Annotated in this window: 19 protein-coding genes; 12 read left to right on the top strand and 7 right to left on the bottom strand. The window is 33.6% G+C overall.

The features are described 5' to 3' along the window. Position 1: 1 nt before the first annotated feature. The 3 genes from NNL09_RS05185 to NNL09_RS05175 all read right to left on the bottom strand — a co-directional run bounded on the left by NNL09_RS05185 (position 2) and on the right by NNL09_RS05175 (position 2,705). The gene (locus NNL09_RS05185; protein WP_196909347.1) at positions 2-337 is read right to left on the bottom strand and encodes a winged helix-turn-helix domain-containing protein; all 336 of its coding nucleotides are present in this window, start codon (positions 335-337) and stop codon (positions 2-4) included. A 159-nt stretch (positions 338-496) separates the two neighbouring features. After that, positions 497-1,672 (bottom strand): gephyrin-like molybdotransferase Glp, encoded by a 1,176-nt coding sequence (gene glp, locus NNL09_RS05180; RefSeq protein WP_196909346.1) that lies wholly within the window; start codon positions 1,670-1,672, stop codon positions 497-499. Between the two features lie 484 nt (positions 1,673-2,156). Next, complete coding sequence (locus NNL09_RS05175; protein WP_051476001.1) at positions 2,157-2,705, bottom strand: hypothetical protein; 549 nt, start codon at positions 2,703-2,705, stop codon at positions 2,157-2,159. A gap of 334 nt (positions 2,706-3,039) precedes the next feature. Between NNL09_RS05175 and NNL09_RS05170 the strand changes: the two genes are divergently transcribed. From NNL09_RS05170 to NNL09_RS05125, 10 genes are all read left to right on the top strand, one after another. Beyond that, the gene (locus NNL09_RS05170) at positions 3,040-3,201 is read left to right on the top strand and encodes a hypothetical protein (protein ID WP_160170062.1); all 162 of its coding nucleotides are present in this window, start codon (positions 3,040-3,042) and stop codon (positions 3,199-3,201) included. A gap of 90 nt (positions 3,202-3,291) precedes the next feature. After that, a complete protein-coding gene (locus NNL09_RS05165; protein WP_025664314.1) occupies positions 3,292-5,247 on the top strand; it encodes an ATP-binding protein in 1,956 nt (651 codons plus the stop codon). 16 nt (positions 5,248-5,263) lie between these two features. Continuing rightward, on the top strand, positions 5,264-5,932 hold the full coding sequence (locus NNL09_RS05160; RefSeq protein ID WP_196909345.1) for a response regulator: 669 nt from the start codon (positions 5,264-5,266) through the stop codon (positions 5,930-5,932). A gap of 392 nt (positions 5,933-6,324) precedes the next feature. Then, positions 6,325-8,151, top strand: coding sequence for a helix-turn-helix domain-containing protein (locus NNL09_RS05155; protein WP_196909344.1), 1,827 nt, complete (start codon positions 6,325-6,327; stop codon positions 8,149-8,151). A gap of 574 nt (positions 8,152-8,725) precedes the next feature. Continuing rightward, the gene (locus tag NNL09_RS05150) at positions 8,726-8,977 is read left to right on the top strand and encodes a hypothetical protein (RefSeq protein ID WP_196909343.1); all 252 of its coding nucleotides are present in this window, start codon (positions 8,726-8,728) and stop codon (positions 8,975-8,977) included. A gap of 57 nt (positions 8,978-9,034) precedes the next feature. After that, entirely contained in the window at positions 9,035-9,253 is a 219-nt protein-coding gene (locus tag NNL09_RS05145) for a hypothetical protein (protein WP_196926495.1), read from the top strand. 224 nt (positions 9,254-9,477) lie between these two features. Further along, complete coding sequence (locus NNL09_RS05140) at positions 9,478-9,957, top strand: hypothetical protein (RefSeq protein WP_196909341.1); 480 nt, start codon at positions 9,478-9,480, stop codon at positions 9,955-9,957. 655 nt (positions 9,958-10,612) lie between these two features. Continuing rightward, entirely contained in the window at positions 10,613-11,134 is a 522-nt protein-coding gene (locus NNL09_RS05135; RefSeq protein WP_254514209.1) for an FKBP-type peptidyl-prolyl cis-trans isomerase, read from the top strand. A gap of 1,346 nt (positions 11,135-12,480) precedes the next feature. Further along, positions 12,481-14,565, top strand: coding sequence for a TonB-dependent siderophore receptor (locus tag NNL09_RS05130; protein ID WP_196909339.1), 2,085 nt, complete (start codon positions 12,481-12,483; stop codon positions 14,563-14,565). 19 nt (positions 14,566-14,584) lie between these two features. After that, positions 14,585-15,202 (top strand): HmuY family protein, encoded by a 618-nt coding sequence (locus tag NNL09_RS05125; protein WP_025664310.1) that lies wholly within the window; start codon positions 14,585-14,587, stop codon positions 15,200-15,202. A gap of 110 nt (positions 15,203-15,312) precedes the next feature. Here the strand turns inward: NNL09_RS05125 and NNL09_RS05120 are convergent, their stop codons facing one another. From NNL09_RS05120 to NNL09_RS05110, 3 genes are read right to left on the bottom strand one after another with little or no spacing between them, the layout of a single operon-like run. After that, positions 15,313-17,871: a carboxypeptidase-like regulatory domain-containing protein gene (locus NNL09_RS05120; protein WP_196909338.1), complete on the bottom strand. Its 2,559-nt coding sequence runs from the start codon at positions 17,869-17,871 to the stop codon at positions 15,313-15,315. Further along, positions 17,872-18,780 carry a FecR family protein gene (locus NNL09_RS05115; protein WP_196909337.1) on the bottom strand — a complete coding sequence of 303 codons (909 nt, stop codon included), beginning with the start codon at positions 18,778-18,780 and terminating at the stop codon, positions 17,872-17,874. Positions 18,781-18,795: 15 nt separating this feature from the next. Next, the gene (locus NNL09_RS05110; RefSeq protein ID WP_025664307.1) at positions 18,796-19,314 is read right to left on the bottom strand and encodes an RNA polymerase sigma factor; all 519 of its coding nucleotides are present in this window, start codon (positions 19,312-19,314) and stop codon (positions 18,796-18,798) included. 267 nt (positions 19,315-19,581) lie between these two features. On the opposite strand from NNL09_RS05110, the gene NNL09_RS05105 reads away from it, so the two are divergent. Then, positions 19,582-20,574 (top strand): hypothetical protein, encoded by a 993-nt coding sequence (locus NNL09_RS05105; RefSeq protein WP_196909336.1) that lies wholly within the window; start codon positions 19,582-19,584, stop codon positions 20,572-20,574. Between the two features lie 63 nt (positions 20,575-20,637). After that, a complete protein-coding gene (locus NNL09_RS05100; protein ID WP_196909335.1) occupies positions 20,638-21,093 on the top strand; it encodes a DUF6438 domain-containing protein in 456 nt (151 codons plus the stop codon). 181 nt (positions 21,094-21,274) lie between these two features. On the opposite strand, the gene NNL09_RS05095 is transcribed toward NNL09_RS05100, so the two are convergent. Beyond that, on the bottom strand, positions 21,275-23,476 hold the full coding sequence (locus NNL09_RS05095; protein ID WP_196909334.1) for a PepSY domain-containing protein: 2,202 nt from the start codon (positions 23,474-23,476) through the stop codon (positions 21,275-21,277). Positions 23,477-23,479 lie beyond the last annotated feature (3 nt).

Here is a 23,479-nt window from a genome sequence, read left to right as displayed (position 1 = left end):
GTTATAGTGAGATTTGTTTTAGCTCTTTATCCAGAAACTCCCAGCATTTTTGATTAATGTTATCAAATGTTTCAATGACTTTCTTACCATACGGAGTAAGATTGGCTCCGCCACCGCCTTTACCACCAGTAGAAGTAATCACCAAAGGTTCTTTGGTAGATTTGTTCATGCTGTCTAATAAGTTCCAGGCTTTTTTATATGACATTTCTAACGCACTGGCTGCCTTGCTTAATGAACCTGTTTGTGCGATCGCTTTTAATAATTTTACTCTTCCTTCACCTAAAAACACACCGTGCTCAGATTCTATCCAAATTCTACTTTTTATTACATAATCCATATCATAAAACCGTTAGGTTTTCAAAGATACAACGATTTTTTTAGAGTTTTTTTCTTTTAAAAGATTTTTTAGATCAAAAATGGTATAAGCTTAACCAGACCTCACAGGTCTCTAAGACCTGTGAGGTCTAATTCTAATTACCTTATATACTCGAGGATTTTATGGCAAATTAATTACCTGTACTATATCACCAATATTAACTTCTGTTACGTTTTCGGGAAGATAAACCAAGGCATTGGCCTGGGCAAAAGATCGTAGCATAGAAGATGCCTGTCCATCAAGGATAGTTACTTTGTCTTTTTGGGAATATGCTTTTAAAAACTCTGCTCTTTGGCCTTTTTTTATGTATTTGAGATTAGAACTAGCGGTAGTTCGTTTTAAACTATACTCTTTATATCCTGAGATTTTGAGCAATGCAGGTAATACATAGATATAAAAACAACTTAGTGAAGAAGCAGGGTTACCGGGTAACGCAAATATGGTTGTACCTTGTTTTTTGGCAAAATAAAGTGGCTTTCCTGGCTTTTGCTTTACTTTATAAAAAATTTCATCGACATCTAATGCTCTTAGTGCTTTACCTACAAAATCATAATCCCCAACCGATATTCCGCCAGAAATTAAAACCGCATCATAATGAGCTATTGTATTTTCTAAAAGAGCAAGAGTAATATCATATTCATCTTCTACCTTAAAATAAGATATATCGACAAATCCTACTTTAGTCAAAGCAGTCGATAGCATGATCGAATTACTCTCATAGATTTGTCCATATTTAAGAGTTTGCCCTGGTGGTACTAATTCATTTCCTGTAGCGATGATTGCTATAGAAGGTTTTTGATAGACCTGTACATGGGTGATTCCCAAAGACGCGAGATATCCTACACCGGCAGCGGTAATTGTAGTCCCTTCTAAGAGTGCGATATCGTCTTTTTTTATTTGCTCACCAAGAGGGCGAATATTGGCATTAGAAGGCACAACCTCTTGTAGTAATACCTGGTTATTTTGTATTTCTACCTTTTCTTGCATGATAACGGCCTTTGCTCCCGATGGTACAGGGGCACCGGTAAAAATTCTAATCGCTTTACCTTGCTCTAGATTATGATCGGTATCGTCGCCGGCTTTTACTTCACCGATTAGGTCAAATTTTTTCTCTTCGACAGATCCCAATGCATATCCGTCCATTGCAGATTGTCTAAAAGGCGGCATATTGATGGGAGACATAATATCTTTTGCCAGTACATATCCCAATGCTTTTGATATAGGTGTCGTAGTGATAACATCTGTTTTTTTGATGCTATTATTGATGAGTTCAAGGGCTTTTTCTACAGCTATCATAGGTAATTTCGTTGTGTACACAAAGATACAGCGAAATTTGATTAGCAAAACTCTATTTTGAAAAGTTTTGTATAAATATGCTCAAAACAGATAGTTGAATTTATAATGTTGTGTATTGACGTGTTTTGGTATCTGGTAGGATTTTAGACCTCACAGATCTCTAAGACCTGTGAGGTCTGGTTAAATAGGATGTATATACTATACCGATAACCAGTATTCATCATTAAAAAAGACCCCACAGGAATACCGAATCATGTTCAGTATGTACCTATGGGGTCTTACACTTAGGGTTGAGTTGATCCTATTCCTTGAATAAACTCTGTTAAAAAATGTTAGTCAGGGTCTTGTCAATGATTATAAAATCATGTTTTTCCAATTACATTTTGACAGACACCCTATGACTACACTGGTTATTGTTGACTTGTTCGACTTATACTAGACTTGATTTAGTACAAGTTTAACGGGTCTTTTACGGGATTCCTCATCATAAGGATACGATAGTCGTAATCCTAAGCGTGGGATTGATCTGAGAGATAATGGTTATACTCTTATCTGTTTTTTCGATCACTTTGGTCTCAGGAATAATGTCTACAACTTGGTTTTCATTTTTAAGATAGTAGGCATTTTCTTCTTTCTGAAATGACTCACTTAATGTTACTTCATTCTCGGTATTTGATTTTAAGTAAATAGATAAGGGTCTTGGCTTAAAATCGATAAGCCATGCGATTAACTCTAGATTAGCAGGAGTGGTTGATTTTGTTTCTCCTGTTAAAAAATTTACAATGGGTTTAAATTTGTCACCGTGAACACGTTCGATAGCGTATGCTTTGTTTTCTCCTTCTTCAAATTGAAAAAAACGATTTAGAATACTTTCATCATACTTCTCATTTCTACGGTTTAACAGCCATAAGCAGGCTTCTTTAATTTGTTTTCGGGTTGGTTCTTGGAGATAACAGTTCATTTCTCCACCTTTTTCCCTTTTGTACTTTTCAAGAATCTCATTCTTGTACGTCACACTTGTTTTTGTTCTCATAGGCATAGGTTATTGGAATCTTTAGGATTTCAATGGAATCTTTGGAATCCTTGGAATTGTTTACGGAAATAGACTTGGGGTCTTTATAAATTCGCTTCAACAATTAGTTCCAGTTTCATTTTGCTAACATAGTAAATGTATGGATTTAGATGTTACGGAAATCCGTAGCGCGATGGTAAAAGCTCAAAAGGAAAGTGGCTAAACACTACCGCACCGGATTTCAACTTTCCGAAAAAATAAGGGAATATTCCCGCACTATTTGATTGCTATCCCAAATCCCTGGTGTAGAACCAGGCAGCAATCCCCATGTTAAATCTTAAAAAAATAAAATATTATGAGAACTTTTTTATACCTACTTATGACCCTTTTTATCACGGCAAACCTTGCATCTTGTACTGCAGATAATATTAACGATACAGAAGACATCTCTGTTGAGACAGTTGCTACAGGTGATGATGGACAAGTTAATAATGATGAAGATAATGGAGGGAATTAATGATTCCTTATTGAATAATAATTATTAAATTGGGTGTATGTAGTAGATTTTATACTATTGTACACCCAATATATTTAGTATTTTAGGGGAATGAAACTTTGGCGTGTCGATTCCTTCTATATTATAACGATTATACTACTACTTTTATGCAGTAGTATACCTGTTTTTGGCCAGGCAGAAGCAAAAACTTCTTTTTCACAATCTCAGTTAGATAGTCTTGCTCGATATTATAACCTTAGTAAGGCAGATTCTTTATCCATACCAGAACGTTTACAGCATGTTAGTTCATACTTAAAAGGAATACTATTATCTAAACAAGATTCTTTAATTTATGATGGGTTAATGCAAAAAACATGGTTGTTAGGTAAAGTTAGACAGTATGATAGTGCTATTACATATGCCCATCAATTTTATACTATGGCAAAGTATAATCAAGATACTATGTATATAATAAATGCCTTGAATAAACTTAGTATATACTATAAAAATGATAATCAGTTGGCAGAGGCTTTTAACTACTACAATGAAAAATTTAAATTATACAGGATAATAGAGGATACAATTGGAGCTGGTAGAAGTTTATTGAATATGGCAAATATCCAAACCTCTTTAGGAGATCATTCAGGAAGTAAAACGACAGCAGTGGACGGAGTAACTTATTTAGAACGTACCTCAGACTTAAGAAATCTTGCAGGGCTCTATCATATTATTTCAGTAGCGAATAGAGAACAAAAAAACTATAGAGAAGCTATAAAATATAATTCAAAGGCTATGGCTCTTGGGAATGATAGTATATCAGTAAAAACTATAGGAATTAAAAATATTTTAATTTTTAAAAATACAAAAGCCAATATATTGGCTGATCAAGGGAAATATAAACAAGCAATATCGATATTAAAAACATTGGTGAGTAATACTGTAGTACAACAAGATCAAAGAGAACATGCAAGAGTGTTAAGTAATTTAGGATATATACAATGGTTAGAAAATAAAGACAATGAGGGTTCTGAAAAACTCCTCCTCAAGGCTTTAGAAATGCGAAAAGAAATACAAGATGTTCAAGGAGTTATAGCTAATAGTATTTACCTTGCTACATATTATTTGGATAAAGATAAAATACAAGCTTTAAAATATGCAGAAACTGCTTATAAAGACTCAAAACAACAGCATAGTTTAGCATTAATTCTTGAGTCCTTAGGATTTATATTTAAGCTAAAAGAGAAAACCAATGAAGAGGCAAAAGAGTATGATCGAATTCATAAAAAAATACAAGAGGTAAACCAAAGCAACCGGGAGATCTATGCGGTAACCCGCTATGAAAACGATAAACTCACCAACGAAAACCTGATTCTAAAAGCAGAAACGGCCAGAAAAGAACGGCAACAGGTGATTTATGTGTTTAGTACACTGTTTGTTTTTTTAATAGGAGGGCTGTTGTTTTATTTATACAGGCAACGACTACGCCGAGAAAAAATACGGGAGGTATATAATGCAGAAGCACGTATCTCTAAAAAATTGCATGATGAGTTGGCCAATGATGTATACCAGGTGATGATGCAGATGCAAAATGATCAAAATGACCCTGGGGTCTTAGATAAATTAGAAGAAATATACAATACCACCCGGGATATCTCTAGGGAGCATAATAGTTTTAAAACAGGAGAGGAATATGCTACCGAACTTAATGGTATGTTAAGTAGTTATAGTACCAATGGTACCAAGATTATTATTAAAGATATCGATGAGATCAACTGGCAGGCGATAAATCCAGAAAAAAAGATCATTGTACACCGTACTTTGCAAGAATTAATGGTAAATATGAAAAAACATAGTCATGCCGAACTGGTGGCGATCACATTTAAGAAAACACCCAAAGGTGTAGTAATAACGTATGCTGACACCGGTGTTGGCGTAGCTTCAGAAGAAATAATATATAGTAACGGACTCCAAAATACGGAAAACCGTATAAAAACGATCGGAGGATCATTTATCTTTGATTCAGCAAAAGGAAAAGGCTTTAAAGCGAAGATAAATTTTCCGAATTAATTATAATATAGAGCTTATGTTTAAGAAAGTTTTAGTCACAGAAGATCTTGGTAGTATTAGCCATGGTATCGCACATATTCTTCGAGAAAGAACTGGGATTGATGAAATACAACAAGCACAATATTGTGATGATGCTCTTTTAAAATTTAGAAGAGCAATTAGTGATCATGCCCCTTTTGATCTGTTGATCACAGATCTTTCGTTTAAAGAGAGCCACAGAGAACGAAAATTGGCTTCGGGGATTGAACTTGTAGAAGCCATACGAGAGATCCAACCTAATGTTAAAGTTATTATTTATTCTATGGAAGATAGACCCGGTAAAATTAAATCGTTTTTTGCAGAACAGCACATAGATGGTTATGTATGCAAAGGACGCTATGGACTAAACGAATTGGTAAAATCGGTTACCGATGTGTTTAACAACATTCGATACGTATCCCCACAATTAGAAAATGCAATGAGTAAGAATAATGTTTTCGAACTCCAGGATTATGATATTTTGTTATTAAAGCATTTGTCTGATGGCCTTACCCAGGAAGAGATAGGGAATCATTTTAAGAAAAATCAAATTTCTCCTAATAGTACAAGCTCTATAGAGAAGCGACTTAATAAATTAAAATATAATTTTAAAGCAAAAAATGCCATTCACCTGGTGGCAATGACTAAAGATTTAGGGTTGTTGTAGGTAGATCCCTTCGACAAACCTGTCGAAGGGTAAGTCTTCATTTCAATACTTTTTGTCATCCCAGCGTAGGCTGGGATCCATAGCGAAAATGTTATTCCAATCATGGATTCTGGCCTTTAGTTTATCTTGAGCCCTTCGATAAAATCAGGGTGACAGGGGTTTACTTTTACATTTAGAGTTTTATATTTATTATTCGACACTCGTTATTCAGTATTCGATATTCAATACTCTCCCTTCGATAAACTCAGGACAGGCCTGCCGAAAGACTAACCCCTAACTTCAAGCTTCCGACACCCGACTTCAAACTTCCGACACCAGACACCCGACTCCTGACACCCAACATCTGACCCCAACCCCTTACTTTTTCATTTAAAATTTAGTAGTTTAGTACAATGAAACACAGGCTTGTCAATTTTTATAGGTATCCTATACTGGGAGTGGTATTTCTTATGACCACTGCAATATATAGCCAAACCAAAAGCCTGACAAACCCAACCCAAAAACAATTAAAAAATATAACGCAACAATATGCATTAAGTAATGTAGATTCTTTACCTCTATCAATGCGATTATATCATGTTAGTTCTTTTTTAGAAAGTGCATTTTTATTACAAAAAGATTCTCTGATATATAAAGGATTAAGGCAAAAAACATGGTTGCTAGGTAAAGCTAAGCAGTACGATAGTGCCATTGTATATACCCATAAGTTGTATGATTTGGCAAGACATAATCGGGATACGATACATATGGTAAGTGCCTTAACTAAATTAGGATTGTATTATAAGACTAATAACCAATTAATAGAAGCTTTTAAATATCGTAATGAAAACTTTAAAATATTTAGAACCACTAAAGATACTATAGGAGCAGGTAGAAATTTATTGATTATGGCAAATATTCAGGCTTCTTTAGAAGATTATTCTGGATGTAAAACGACGGCAGTAGATGGAGTAAATTATTTAAGGCACGCTTCAGGCCTTAGAAATCTGGCCGGGTTATATCATATCATTTCGGTAGCGAATAGAGGACAAAAAAATTATACCGAAGCGATAAAATATAATACACAAGCTTTAGCTCTTGGGAAGGATAGTTTATCTATACAAACTATAGGACTTAATCATATATTGATGTTTAAAAACACCAAAGCCAATATATTAGCTGATCAGGGTAGATACGACCAGGCAATAACCATATTGAAAGAGCTGGTGACTAACCCAATAGTGCAACAGGATCAAAGAGAATATGCAAGGGTGTTGACTAATTTAGGACGTATTCAATGGTATGAAAATAAAGAGAATAAGAGCTCAGAAGCATTATTACTAAATGGATTAGAAATACGAAAAGAAATAAACGATATTGGAGGATTGATTGCTAGTAATATTGATCTTACTAAATATTATTTTGAAAAAGATAAAAATAAAGCATTAGAGTATGCAGAAGCAGCTTACCTATATGCAAAACAACGACATAGTTTAACCTCTATTCTAGAAGCTTTGGGCTTTATATTTCAATTAAAAGAGGATGTACAAGAAGAGGCTATGGTATATGATCGGGTACATCATAAGATGCAAGAGATCAACCAAAAAAACCGGGAGATCTATGCGGTGACCAAATATGAGAATAAAAAACTCACCCAACAAAATGTAGTCTTACAAAAAGAAAAAAATAAGATCGCTACATGGGGGATCGTGATTTCGGGATTATTGCTCCTAAGTATCGGTGGGATTGTCTACTATTATTATAAACAGTACGTGTATAAAAAACGTTTTTTGCAGTTGTTAGCCACCAATACGCAGCAGGATACTATACCCATAACCCCATCTAGGGATAAAACAACGCTATCGGTAATTAGTGAAGAAGCCTTGCAACATCTGCTTGGCCAGTTACAACAGTTCGAGGAACAACAGGCTTATCTTACTCCTAATATTAATGCCAAAGATTTGGCCAAAAGTTTTGGGCCAAACACCAGTTATTTGTCGATGGTAGTAAACACCTATAAACAAAAGAGTATAAGCCAATATATTAATGACCTGCGTGTTGATTTTGCAATCGAGAAACTACAGGTCGATCCTATATTTAGAAAATATACAATCAAAGCCATAGCCCAGGAGGTAGGGTTTAATTCGTCAGAAATATTTGCCAAAAAGTTTTATAAAAAAACCGGGATCTATCCTTCGTATTTTGTAAAGAAGTTAGAGGGTGAAAAGGATGAGGTGTGAGGTGACGGGGGTCAGGTATCAGGTGTCAGGTGTTGGCCCTTCGACAGGCCTGTCCTTAGTTTATCGAAGGGCTCAGAGTGACAGGTGTCGGAAGCTCAAAGTCGGATGCTAGGTGTATTCTTGTTATTGAGTGTGTTAGTATGTGAGTAGTTGAGTGTTCTATATTCATTATTCACCATTTTTGTCATTCCGGCCCTTCGGCATGGCTCAGGATAAACTAAAGGCTGGGATCCACAGCGAAAACGCCTCTCCAATTGTAGATTCCGGATCAAGTCCGGAATGACAATTGAACACAGATTAAAAAACATCACGATTTGTCATTCCAGCCCATTGGTATTACTCTGAATTTATCGAAGGGCCGTCTCTAAGCCTCTGACTTCGGACTACAAGCTTCCAACTATTTTCATTTTACATTCGACAGTTCGTTATTCAGTATTCAGTGTTCTTTATTCGACATTCATTAAACAGTCTTATTATATAAATTATCACCCCCGTTTTTATAAAACACGAGGTACAGCACTTGTATTATATCACTGCTCCCCTTTACATTTGACCCGAACAAAACCTATCTCCTATGGAAACCAACCCATATCAAAATAAAACCGAATTTATGTCTGATATCCTACAGGCATTACATCTTAAAACCGATGAGTTTATGTATAACCTGGTTCATGATAGCCCCTACGAAATTATACTGTATAATTGGATTAATAAGCTCTATGCGCAGGGTAAATCCAGTGACGATGCGATACAATTGATCTATAAAGCAAGAAATATAGTACTTCTTAAAAACAATAATTTGTGTAATAGCCCAATATTGCCCTAAACTCTTTGATAAAACCAAGACAAACCTGCTTAGAGATCAATCATAAACTGCCTGCTTATGCTTTTTATACGTTACAATCAATTACCTGAAAATCAAAAAAAACTGGTGGACCATAAAATAACAATGAGAACAAAAGCACCCCCAGAGATTGTACATAATGTGCTTACCCAGATCAATCCCCCGGTAAAAATTAACGGTAAAGATGTAATCACAATGTATCATATATTAGACAGCATACAACAAAAAATAAAAGAAGAAGAGAAAAGTAATGAATGATGAATTTCGAATAAAGAACACTGAATACTGAATATTGAAGAATGAGAAATTAGGAATGAATGGTCGAAGTTAGATGTTATTTCTATTCTAGCTCCCAAATCCCAACACCTGTCTTCGGGCTCCTAACTCCCGACTTCGGACATCCAACACCTGTTACCCTGAGCCCTTCGATAAACTCAGGACAGGCCTGTCGAAGTACTAATACTAAATTAAATTATAAAAAAATGAGAAATATTATCGAAGATCAACTTACCAAAGATGAGAAAGAAAAGGCAAAAATGCTGGTTACCCAGTTAGAAGCCATATTTATGGATAAGCTATCGGCATTAACCGAAAGAGAGCGCCAGGATTACAAGGCGATTAATGAAAAAAACAAATTGTTTGTTAATAAGGTTTGGGATTATCGCCAGCATAGCAGCGTATTAAGCTCTCCCGATGTAGATTGGGTAGAGTTTGAGAAAGATTATAATGCTCGTGTATTTACAGAAAGTCTTTTGGGACGTATCGAGAGCCTCGCGTATCGTTTAGAAAGTACCAAAATCTTGCATGATTATGATAATTACCAGGATGCGTTAAATGATTATTCATATTCACAATATAGCAAAGGTGCAGGTAAACCTGGATTTACCGAAAAAGTAGCAGAGCTAAAACAGTTTTTTGCCCGTACCAAAAGTGTTCCTAAGACCGATGAAACAGAAGAATAGCTTTTCTTTTAACCCGGGTTATCAAGCTTTAACCCAAAAGACCTTCTGATGGGCCAAAAAGGCCCTCGGTTTAACTCGGTTCGTGCAATTTTTAACGCATTGGGTTAAAAATTGCACTGCGGAGGTTAAAATTTTAAGATAAAGCCTTAAAATTTTAGAATACCCTTTTAAAAATTGGAGGCAGTGGGTTAAAAACTTCGTCAAAAAGGCCCGTGAGAAGGCCAAAAAGACGCATAGCATGGTCTTGGTGGTTAAAAAGAGAATATACCAGCGTAAAAGTTTAGGTATTGTAGCTAAAAATTTCACGTATAGATTTTATTCTAATCAGACCTCACAGGTTTCTATAACCTGTGAGGTCTGGTGTTTCATACTCCAGATCTTAAACCTTTGATTTTCCTTTAGATAAATATCATTTTTATTTATTCTGGATCAAGTCTAGAATAAACACTTCTTTTTATCCTATATATCTATCAAGATCATCTGTCTTATGCTATTTCATAAGGAAGCGAGCCAAGAAATATATTTTTTTAGAATGAATAAAAACTTTTTTCCCAGTTCCGAAAAATGAAACTGGTATTTTTTATTATCGCGTCATAGTTACAATGTCAACAAATACATTAACCAAAATATAAACAATCACAAATACAGTAACATGATGAAAAACACATTATTATTAACAAGCTTTTTGATTTTTATTTTTTCGTGCAAATCAGATGATGATGGCTCAATTTTAGAACCAGATCCAATAAATTTGGAGTATACTCAAGAAGAAAAAGATGCTGAGATTGCATGGATCAAATCATTTATTGAAGAAAATGAGATACCAGCCATAGAAACAGAATCGGGATTACACTATGTTATAGAACAAGAAGGAAATGGGTTAACTCCTACAGAGGAAGATCTTATTGTTTTTTATTATAAAACGATAAACCCTGCAACCGGAGAAGTATTAGGAGAATTGACCAGGGATGATAGCAAATATGGATTAGTAGGTTCTATGTATGGTATGCTAGAGGGTGTAAGAGAAGGATTTATGTTAATTAATGAAGGTGCTATAATTATGATGATCGTACCATCATACCTGGCATACGGAAAAAGGGGTTCTTTTACAGGTGATGTTGAACCAGAAACAATTATGATGTATACAATGGAACTAAATCTTGTTTTGAAGAAATAGTGTATTAACCAAGTATTTTTGTTTCAATCATAGATTCCGGATGACAGGCTAATTCATATCAAAAAGGTGTCGCAGTATGCTAAAGTAAAAGCTTAGTTACTGTAGTTAACGATTTCACGTATAGATTTTATTCTAATCAGACCTCACAGGTTTCTAAGACCTGTGAGGTCTGGTGTTACTACCTACCAGATAATAAATAAAATGTTTTAAATATAAAAATCTAAAAATCAGATATTTAAATTTTTGAAATACCAGATTCACATTAGTTTAACGCTTTTATTACGGAAATCCACAAGGAATTGTCGTTTATTAGCTTTAAATTTGAGGTAATACTTAAAATAACTGAGATTGTTGACTTAGAAAGAACAGCAATTACAGCTTTGATCAATCGTAAAAAACTACTGAATAGGTAGTTATAAAACAGAAACAACCCCGCAATTGTAAAACTTTGGCGAGCCAACAAAAGCAGGGTCTGAATAACGATTGATTTAATGTAAACCAACCATTATAAGGATATTTTTAGAGTAAATAGCTCAAAAAAGGATATGATTTCTGAATGATTTAACCCTAAATCCTTATATATAATTTCTATTCGATAATTTGTGTCTAAAAAATATAAAACGAACTATTTTATCTTTTTTAGTAGTTCTATTTTCCTAAAGCACAATATAGTAAGAAGCTTTCAAATAATTACGGTTTCCCGTAAGATATTTCTCCTTTTTTTTAAATATTTTTTGCATTATTTCCATATTAAATCCAATAATGCTAGTATAAAAATCTATAATTCAGTGGTTTATATTGTATGTTTTATAATATTGGTTGTAAGAAGTTACGGTATAGAAGTATAAATAAAAATGGCTTGTCGAAATTTGTTTTGAGATCTATTTTAAGGATTTTTGATTAGCATAAAACAAAGATTAAGTTGTATTGATAATGATCTTTTTTTATCAGACCTCACGAGCTTATTTGAACTTGTTTCAGCATCGCTGTGAGGTCCGAAGGTGGGGTAATCGGGTAATCATATATTTTGTTACATGTACCAATAACAAAAAAGCTCTCTGGATATCCTTGTTTTTTATAATCAATTTCGGTAGCAAATGTTTCGGGATTTCTAAATATAACTTTGTGACAACCACACACCTCTTTAATAGCATCACATCTCAATTGTTTTTTTCTACTTAAGTAGTTGCTATAGATCGTAATGCTATTCCCAAAAATGTACAAAATGTCGTTTTCATCATTTGTAGGTTATTTCTGTAATTTAATAACAAAAATAGTTAAGTTTATTTAGAATAAATAAAAATAAATATATATTTGCACTCTATTAAGAAACATTCTAAATAAAAATGAAGTTTGAGAATCTGATAATCTGTGTTTTAGCAGGTTTTGTTGTTGTAAATGGATATACGCAAGAAAAAACTATAGACACTACTTTGGTTAATGAGCTACAAGAAGTAGTTCTTACAGCTACCCGAACAAAAAGACAGCTTTCTTCTCTGCCTTTACCAGTTACTATTGTTTCTCAGGAAACCATTAAGCAATCGGGAACCATTAGACTTAATGAAATCCTAAATGAGCAAACAGGAATTATAACTGTTGCCGATGAAAGCGGTTTCGAAGGAGTACAAATACAAGGTATTGCTTCAGATTATATTTTAATTCTTATAGATGGTGTTCCTCTGGTGGGTAGAAAAGCAGGAAATTTTGATGTAAACAGATTAACCGTTGGTAATATAAAACAAGTAGAAGTGGTTAAAGGGCCATCTAGTAGTCTTTATGGTTCTGAAGCTTTGGGAGGTGTAATTAATATCATTACCGAGAAACCAAAAAGCGATGTGTTATCGGGTAATGCTTCTTATCGAATAGGCAGTTATACCCAGCAGGATATTAATGTAGATATTAAGCAACGTATTAAGAAACTTGGTTATGGTGTTTTTGCAAATCGATTTTCTAGTGAAGGTTATGATCTTACTCCTGATACTGCGGGACAGACTGTAAACCCATTCGAGAATTATACATTTAACGGCAGGTTATATTATGATTTTTCTGATCAGTTTTCGTTATTTCTGTCTGGTCGTTTATATACGCAATACCAGGATGCTGGATTTACCACCAATACTACAAGTTTTGAAGGAGACAGCGAAGAACAGGAATGGAATAGCCACATACGTCTCGATCACAAATGGAGTGATCATCTAACTACTCAATACGAGTTTTATTATACGAATTACAATGCCAAAGAAGAACTGGCAGACTCTAGTTCTGGCGATATAGTAAGTGATAGTGATTTTGATCAACGTTTATTACGTCCAGAAATACGAACTACCTACGCTTTTAAAGATAGAAGTAAACTTACCCTCGGGGTGGGCTTTCAATACGACCAGTTGGATCGTACTTTTTTTGATAAGCAAGTAGATTTTAATTCTCAATATGCGTATGCTCAATATGATTTGCATCTTATTGAGCGATTAAACATCATTGCGGGAGCACGTTTTGATAATCATTCAGAATATAGCAACCAGTTTAGTCCTAAGCTTGCATTACGGTATAAAATCACAGATGCGTTGGCTGCCAAAGCTTCTATAGGATATGGTTTTAAAGCTCCGGATTTTAGACAGCTTTATTTTGACTTTACAAACTCTGCTGTCGGCTATACTGTATTGGGATATAATGTGGCTTTAGAAAAATTAAACGAACTACAGGCGCAGGGTCAAATTCTTGATGTAGTTGTTCCCGAATCATCGCTACAAGATCCCCTTGAAGCAGAGAGTTCTATAGGATATAATGCAGGATTAACTTATAAAGAAAAGCGATGGAATGCAGAACTCAATTTCTTTAGAAACGATTTTAAAAACCTTATCGATACTCGTGTTATTGCTCGTAAAACCAATGGGCAAAACGTGTTTAGCTATTTCAATTTTGATAAAATATACACTACAGGTCTAGAATTTAATACTAATTACAGGATAACTGATAATGTAAGATTGAGTGCAGGTTACCAACTACTCTATGCCTTTGATAAAGAAAAAGAAAAACAAGTGAAAAATGGCGAAGTATTTGCTCGTGATCCCGAAACTAACCAAACAGTTGTAGTCTCGAGATCAGAATATTTTGGACTTGTGAATCGCTCGAGACATAATGCGAACTTTAAAGTTTTTTATGATATCGTTTCCGCGAAAGCGAATATAAACCTAAGGCTTTTATATAGAAGTAAATATGCCTTGTTTGATACTAACGGTAATGATCTTATAGATGATTATGACACCAGCTTTGTTGATGGATTTGTGACAGCAAATATTGCAGCCAGTAAGACCTTTTATGAAAAATTTACACTACAAATAGGTGCAAACAATCTTTTTGATTATACCGAAGATAACATTCCCACTTTACCTGGGATACAATTATATGCAAAACTTAACTATCAATTTTAATATTTTAAATGTCATGACAATGAAAAAATTATCAATATTATTTTTAGTACTTAGTACAGTACTTATTTCATGTAGCAGCGATGATGATGCACCTACTCCAGTACCTGTTAAATCTGAGAAAATTTCTAACCTTGAGGCTATACAAACAGGTGGTCAGGGAACTGGAAACCCTATAGGAGGGGCATTTACCAAATTTGATTTTGAGACAGGAAAAATAACTACCAGTGATACCGATTGGGATGTTGCATTTAGAGGTACTACCATAGCAATTAATGGAGGAACAGTTACTGGTGTTGCAGAAGAACCCGCACGTAATGGTACTGTAGGAGCAGCAGTAGTTACTGGTACATTTGCAGGTGTAACCAGTGCAAAAGATGTAACTTTTAGTCAAGATGCAGATGCTGCATTTGCGATCCCTACAGGAAGTGATAAAGGTTGGTATAATTATGCTGGACCTCCAAGTCATTTGATCTCTCCAATTCCTGGAAAAATACTTGTTTTTAAAACTCGTAACGGTAACTATGCAAAAGTAGAAATACTGAGTTATTATCAGGACGAGGATACTTCTAAAAAGTCACAATATTATACATTTAATTATGTGTATAATCCTAACAAAGGAGAAACATCTTTTGAGTAATGCTATTGATGCAAAAAATTATGAACTAGCCTATTTAAACTAATTCTTTATACTCATGATAAAAACTCCTCAAAACTTGAGGAGTTTTTTTTATATAAAGAAACAATGATTTAAAAACTTAGTCTAAATGTAACATTAGGAGTAATATTAAGAGAAGATTTATTGATTTCTCTTAATTCGTAAGAAATATTATTTTCACTATCGGTTAATTGATAGAGTGGATAACTTCGATCTAAAATATTTTTTCTCCCATATAGGTTTAATAAAGAGAAACCCAGGCGGCTTTTTATTCTATCATTTTTTGATGACCAGTTAAAATCATATACTACAGAAAAATCCAGTCTGTGATAATCGGGTAGTGACTTAGAATTTATAGCACCGTATTGAACAATGGGTTGATTATCTACTATTGTAAACCCTAATGCAGGAGTATATGGGGTACCGGTACGATATTTCCACCCCAACGAAAACTGAAATTTCTTCCACTGATAAGCATGAGACCAAGAAACAGAATGCGTGATATTATTATTTCCCTTAAAAGCTTTACCTTGATTAAGCGTATTAAATATGAACTCGGTATCAGAAAATGAATACCCAAGCCAGGTAGAGTACTTACCTGCTTTCTTTTTAATTAATAGATCTATTCCCGTAGAGATACTTTCTCCTTCAGACAAGTCACCAGAAGTAGACTCAAACCCTCTGGTTAGCGAAGTAAGTCCTTTTATCTTTTTGTAATAGGTGTCTATCTCAATGTTCCAATTTTTTTTATGAAAAAGAGTGCCCAGCGTGTATTGCTGACTTCTCAACAATGGGATATCATCTTCTTGTGCTGCGACCCATAACTGATTTTCGAGACCAAAATTAAAAGTAGCAAACTCAATCACCTGGCTAATAGATTGGTTTTTGACTTCTGCAGATCCTTTAACCCTAAAATGCTTTCCTATTTTTCGTTCTACATAGAATCTGGGTTCGATAAAAGTAGATTGTAATGCAACATAATAATTTCCTCTTACCCCAAGACTAATCAACCATGTTTGGGGAGAACTATATTGTAATTGAGAATAAAAACTATGAGTAGGATTCTCTTGATAATTTCCAACTTCAGCATCATTTTCTTTTAGATAAAATGCTACCTGATTATGGTAGAATTGATATCCATTAGAAAAAGTGAAATGAGGATTAATAGTCCAGTCAGAATGAAATAACACTCCGTATTCTTCAATAGCATTTTCTTTTTCAATAGTTAGATCTTGATTAATAAAGAGATTTCTCCCCTGGTATTCGAGCACATATTCAGAATATGAAAATTGTGTTTTTGTAGAGAATCGAGAACTCCACTTGCTATCCCAGGAAATATTTGTTCCAAAATTTTTAATAGCCAGCTTATCTTGTGACATATCTGCAAATTGAGAATCCTTAAAAGAATAATCAAGTTTGTTTTGAGTAAACAAATTAGAAATAGAGATATCGTGTTTTTTAGAAAGATTGGCAATTAATTTTAGGGTTACATCGGTAAAATAAAATAGCTCTTTATTTTCTGAAGATTCAGGATCAAAAATAGATCTGTTATCAGTAATACTTGTATTCTGAAAAGCCCGGTTAGAGTAAGTGTTAATTGTTGGAGTATCAATAACATCGGTAATAGATCTTCTGGCCGATAGTAAAACAGCAGTTTTTTTAGAAATAGGAAGTTTTAAATACCCATCGGCATGAGTCATATTAATTCCTATACCTCCTTGTGTTGTATCGGGTACAGTTTGATCTGTTTTGATGTCAATAACTCCCGAGACCCGATCTCCATAAATAGGTTGAGTTCCACTTTTGTATATGGTAATATCTTTGGTGATGTATGGATTGAAAGCTGAAATAAGCCCAAAAAAGTGATCAGAATTATACATTTTAATACCGTCCCATAGAATTAGGTTTTGATCGGGAGTACCACCTCTTATATAAATCCCCGAAGCGGTTTCGAGCGGACTTTCGATCCCAGGTAATAGTTGAATATTTTGCAAAATATCGGGCTCGGATAATCCCGAAATTATATTTAAATTATTTGGTTGAATTTTAACCGAGCCATCTCTGGTTTTTACTATTCCAGAGGTTAGATATTCTTTTATTATGACTTCGTTTAACACAAAATCTTCGGGAGACAGAATGTAGGTGTCACATTTTTTGTTGATTACTTTTTTAAGAGGGATAGTAATGGTTTTATATCCAAGATATGAAATAGTTAAAGTATCTGATATGCTATTATCTTTTAAAGAAAAAAAACCTTTATCATCAGATGAGGTTCCTGTTTTTTTTACTTCGTTAAGTATAGTTGCTCCCTCAATAGGGGTGTGGGTTTCATCGGTTAGATATCCACAAAAAGAAGTTGTTTTATTAAGTTTAACAACGTAGTACCGTTCATCAACTTGCGTAAAATTTATGGGAAATTGACTAGATATTATTGCTATAATTTCGTCTAAAGATATAGCATCTTGATCTACGGTGATCGTTATGTCTGTGAATGACGAGGTGTTATAAGAAAATTTTACATCAAAAAGCCCTTCCATTTCGGTTAGAAAACCGTCTAATGAGAGGTCAATATAATGTATGTCTTTCTTTTTTTCTTGAGCATTTGCAGTTAGAAAAAAAAGAAAAATAAGCAATAAAAAGTGGTATTTCATTTATTCTTTAGACAATTCTACAGTATTCTTGTCTATAAAAATAAACTTAATATCCATTGCATCAAAAATAGTATGCAAAGCATTTTGCAAATTATCATGGGCAAACCCACCACTGTATCGCTGATCGATACCAATGCGCTCACTTTTAATAGTAATTTTATATTGTTTTTCGAGAGCAGATATCACCTGTTGTAATGGGGTGTTGACAAAGCTACTTTCTCCTGCAGCCCATGAAGGAGCAGTATCATTTAATTCCCATTCTTCGAATGATGAATCAATACTTCTTACTGCTTGTCCTTTGGTAATAATTTTCGAAGAAATTCCATTTTCTACTTTCACTTTACCTTCGTAACAGATTACCTCAAAAAATTTAGAAGAAGCATTAACGTTAAATTGTGTGCCTAATACCGATACAGAGTTGTTATCAGATTTTACGGTAAATGTATTTCCTTTTTTCACTTTAAAAAAGGCTTCTCCATCTAAAAATACGATTCGTTCTGTATTTTCCCAGCTTCCTTTTTTATAGTATAGTTTTGATTTGGCATTCAAAATTGCTTCAGAACCATCAGGAAGTGTTATTGCTAGTCGTTCGCCAAATCCGGATTGATGTGTAATGTTTTGATTAAAAAATAAAGTGTAGCCCAGAATAAGTGCAATACTTGCAGCAATTGCATATGCCCACCCAGGAATCAAAGAGATTACTTTTTTCTCTTTAGAGATATCTTCTTGAATACGATCAAAAAGTTTTTCTCTATCTACCGTCGGGACTTCGAGTAACTTTGTTCCTTCTAGAATAGTTTCGTATAAAATATAATCCTTAGATTTTTTGAAAGCATTGATTTCTTCTTCGGATAATTCACCACTGGCCCATTTGGCTAAAAAAACATCTATGTTATCTGACTTTTCCATTTTTTTATTCTCTTGTTAAACCGCGCGCCCTAATTTTTCTCTTAATTCTAATAATGCTAAATGCATTCTTCGCTCTACTGCTTTTTGGGTTAACCCAATAATCTCGGCAATTTCTTTATAGGTTTTCTTGTCTTTTCTGCTTAATAGAAAGACTTCTCTTTGCTTTGGCGGGAGTTCAGAAATACTACGTTGTAATTTTACCATGAATTCTTTTTCTTCCATTAAAAACTCGGGACTATAATCATATTGAATAGAAGAGAAGCTTTGCTGATTGTATTTTAGGATTACTTTTTCATGATTCAGCTCATTAAAAAAAGCGTTTTGAGCTACTTTCATTAAAAATGATTTTGCCTTACCAAAAAGTACTTTCTTGCAATTTTTCCAAAGTTTTACAAAAGCATCCTGCGTTATGTCTTCTGCCTGTTTCATATCTCCACACTTATAATAAATGAAATTCAGGATCACTTCAGAATGATTATCAAAAATTATTCTAAAGTTTTTTTCATCACAAACAGACTTTTGTTTTTCTGACATCTTAGAAATACTTAGCTTTTTTTCAAAACTACGGTATTTAAAGAAAAAGTATAGAAAGATGTTGTTTTTTCTTTCTACTAATGCCTTTTACTTAAGCTTTTATTGTAATGATATCTCCATATACTATAACAACAGTATATTTTGCTTTTACCCTATTTCTAAATTTTTTTTAGAAGATTTTAAAAAAAAGTAAATAAAAAAATAGGGTGTTTTAGAAGTTCACTGTTGTGTAAGAAAGGACGTTTAATTTTTAACCCAAAATAAACTATGAAGAACGTAAAAAAATGGAATTATATACTGATCATTTTTCTGAGTATAGCGACAATTTCTATTCAATCCTGTAGCAAAGATGATGATGCAGCCGGCCCACAGCCGAATTCGAATACAGATACCCAAGGTACTACTGGTGGCGATACAGGAACTGACAGTGGGACTAGTGGTGATGGTGGAAGTATAACTCTTTATAAAGTTGATGGCGATAAAATCATAAAAGAAAAAGATTATAAAGTAACTGGGAAACTGTTAGAGTTTCAAAAAGATACTAAAAAGCATGAGGAAATATGGGACTTGGTAAAAAAAATTGTTCCGCCCGATTATAGATCAAAAATGAGTGAATTTGTAATTTTTGCTGGCGAGAATGATGGAACCGCTGGATATGTAGTAGAAAGAACACAGGACCTCTCGAAATGGCAGATGGGTATCGCGATAGATTTTGCATATCAAGGAGGATTTAATGCAAGAGGAGAACTGGCCTATACTATAGTGCACGAATTTGGACATATCATCACTTTGGATAAAGTACAGGTTGATTCTTCTGTATCTCAAGGCGATTGCAAAAATTTCTTTACAGGAGAAGGATGCTCCAGAGATAATTCTAATATCAATAAACTATATCAAAATCATTGGGCCGATATCTGGGAAGAATTTCGAAAAGTGAATAATCAAAATGATGCACAAAAATTTTATGATAAATACAAAGAACGCTATGTAACGCAATATGCTTCTACCAATCCCGGAGAAGATATCGCAGAGATCTTTGCAACGTTTGTGACCAGAGCAGGAGGAGTAAATGGAAGCAGTAGAGCAGAAAAAAAGATCCAGATGATGTATGATAGTGCAGAAATGATAAAACTGCGAAATTATATAAGAGGAAATATCGCAAAAAGTAGTAGAAGCTTCCTACCATTACCCGGATCATGGAAAAATGCAAATACTTTCGGTAATAAAAATAAAACACACTGTAGTATTCACAAGCATTAGAATGATAAAAATTGTAGCAGTGATTTGGTCATTCAAACCACTATTACTTAAAAAAGATAGTGTATGAAATATGTAATGATAATATTAATAATGGTAAGTTTCTCTTGTCAATCCACCAAAAATGCTGCTGTAAATACATCAAAAGATGAAGCGCTGGTATATTATTCAAAAGGATCTTGTATGGGAAAATGCCCGGTGTATGATGTATGGATATATAAAGATGGCTCGGTCTCTTACTCGGGAATACACCACGTTTCTGTAAAAGGAAATATAAAAGCTAAACTAGAAGAACAGGAACTCAGAGCGTTACAAACGATGCTAAATAAAGGTTCATACGAAGATTTGACTTTTAAAAAAGTGAGAGATAAGCCAATTACTACATTGCGTTTTAATGGTAGAGAATATAAATATTATTCTTCCAAAATTGATGGTGCCCTAAAAGAAATTGATACTACATTAAAAAATGCAATAGATAACATCACAATGGGTTACGAAAGTGATGAAAATAAAGAGGGATAGTTTTTTGGGTAGGCCTTGAACTAGATGTCTTTAAAAATAGAGGAAATTAAGGGGTTAATAATAATAAGTAGTAATGATTTGATTTGTAAAGGTTGCCCTTAATTTAGTGTCTATTTATAAACCTGATGAGTTTAACTTGTCAGGTTTTTTTTTGATTAGAATATATTAAGAGTTTTAAAAATTAGTAACAATCCATTTTAAGTTGTCCTTTATTTTGATAATAACTTATTGGTTTATTATTAACTTCTTTACATATTTTGTCTAAGAGATTAACAACTTCTTTTTGCATGGTAACAGACCCACAAATTAGTATAACTCCGTTTTTATCTAATGTTTTTATAATTAGATTACTATTTCTTTTAAGTATATGCTGTACGTATATTTTTCCTGGTTGAGCTCTTGAATAAGCAGGATAAAAAGTAGTTAAATTATTGTTTTTTAAACTGTCCTGAATTATTTCGTTATACAATTCATTAGATTGTTTATTTCTTCCTCCCCAAAATAGATGTGTTTTTATTTTCTTATTGTTTTTACTAATCATTCCTAAAAAAGGAGCTATTCCTGTTCCGTTTGCAATCATAATAACCTCTTTTGCATAGGTTGGGAAATTAAAATCAGGATTTCGCTTTATTGATGCCGTAATGCTATCATTTTTACTAAGCTTACTAAAATAAGTCGAACATATACCAAATTCATGCTTTTTAATACTCAAAAGAATATCGTTATCAATTTTCCCAATAGAGTATAATCGTTCTACAGCATCGTTTTCTGGATAAAAAGCTAGTAAATCTCCTGATGTAAACCGTATTTTTTCTTCTGGACGTAAACGAAGTATGAAGGTGTTATCATTATTGAGTGGCGATCTATGAACAATCGAGAACCGTTTATTGTTTTTAGATTTTGTGGTCTTTTGTAACTGTTTTACCTGTATGGATAAATCAATCTTTTCTCCCCATTTTAAAGACCAATTTTTAAAAGATTCATAAGATTGGTTATGTATAGAGTATAGTTCTGCAATCGATTTAAATTTTGGATGAGATTGTAACATTTTGTCAATGTCTATCGCGTACTTACAAAAATCAGGATACGCTAATGAACCGAAACCGACAACCGAAAATTTCATTTCTTTTTTAGGTTCGATTTTTTTAAAAGATTGCTCAAAGCTCTTTGCATTTGTAGGAGGTTCTCCCTTACCATAAGTTGCTGTAAATACGACTAAATGCTCTGCTTTTTTATAGGAGGAATACTTGTTTAATTCTGAAATAAAGACCGTTTTTCCCAAATCAATTAAAGCATCATAGAAGAGTCTTGCATAATCAAATGTATTTCCGGTTTCTGACCCAACCAAGATGATGTATTCAGATTTGTCTTTATGATAAACATTTTTTAGTACCAGACTTTTCTTTCTTCGTTTTAGAGTCATTAAAAAACCTGAATACATAAAGAACAAAATAGAGCAGCTAGAAATAAGTAGGATGACAGACCATAGGATACTTCCTTGACCTGTATGTAACACCAAGCTCCAATGTGATAGTAATGTATTAAAAGGATACTCTACTTCGCTTAATACATCGCCTGTAAATTGATTAATATTCAATTCTCTATCAGATAGTTTTATATGAAAATAATCCTCGGGATCATCAGAAAAAGGGAATTCTACTTTTCTAACATGTTTTAACTGCATTTGATTAAAAACTTCAAAATCTTTGATTTGCTGTTTTGGGGTTTCTTTTATATTCTCAAAATCTATTTGATGTTTAACGATATTGGATGGTAGCAGTGAAAATTTTTCTAGTGACAAGTATACACCAGTTAGGGCTATTATAATGATAGGAATTAATGTTAATCGGCCTATTTGTATGTGGTAATATTGTTCAAAATTCTCCTTTATAACTTTAGAAAAAAAACGACGTATACCTTGTTGTCTTTTAATAATTAAAAGAACTCCGGTTGTTGCAATTAAAAATAATATAAAAGAAACTAGTCCCACAAAAAAACGACCAGTACTTTTTAGAAATAAAGAACGATGTAGATTGGTCGCAAACTTAAAGACGGGAGCTTTTTCGATAATATCACCTACTTTTTTACCAGTTAGCGGGTCGACATAAAAGGTTTTGTTTTTTCCTTCTTTGGTAATTACCGAGGCTGATACAAAATCATTATTATCAATTTCAATTTCAATTATTTCATCATAATGTTTTTGCAATACTGTTATGGTTTGTGCAAGAGTGAGGTTTTTTGTGTTGTTTGCAGCATAAGCCTCTAGCTGATTCGATATAGGTTCGAATGCTAAAATAATCCCTGTTAAAGAGGCTATAAGTATAAAAGCAAATGAAGATATAGCCAAAGCAAGGTGGCTATATCTCCAAATTGAAATTGTCATTTA

Source organism: Aquimarina sp. EL_43 (assembly GCF_943422735.1).
Taxonomy (GTDB): Bacteria; Bacteroidota; Bacteroidia; order Flavobacteriales; family Flavobacteriaceae; genus Aquimarina; species Aquimarina megaterium.
Note: the sequence above shows the minus strand (reverse complement) of the source record. Positions and strands in the feature narration are given on the sequence as shown.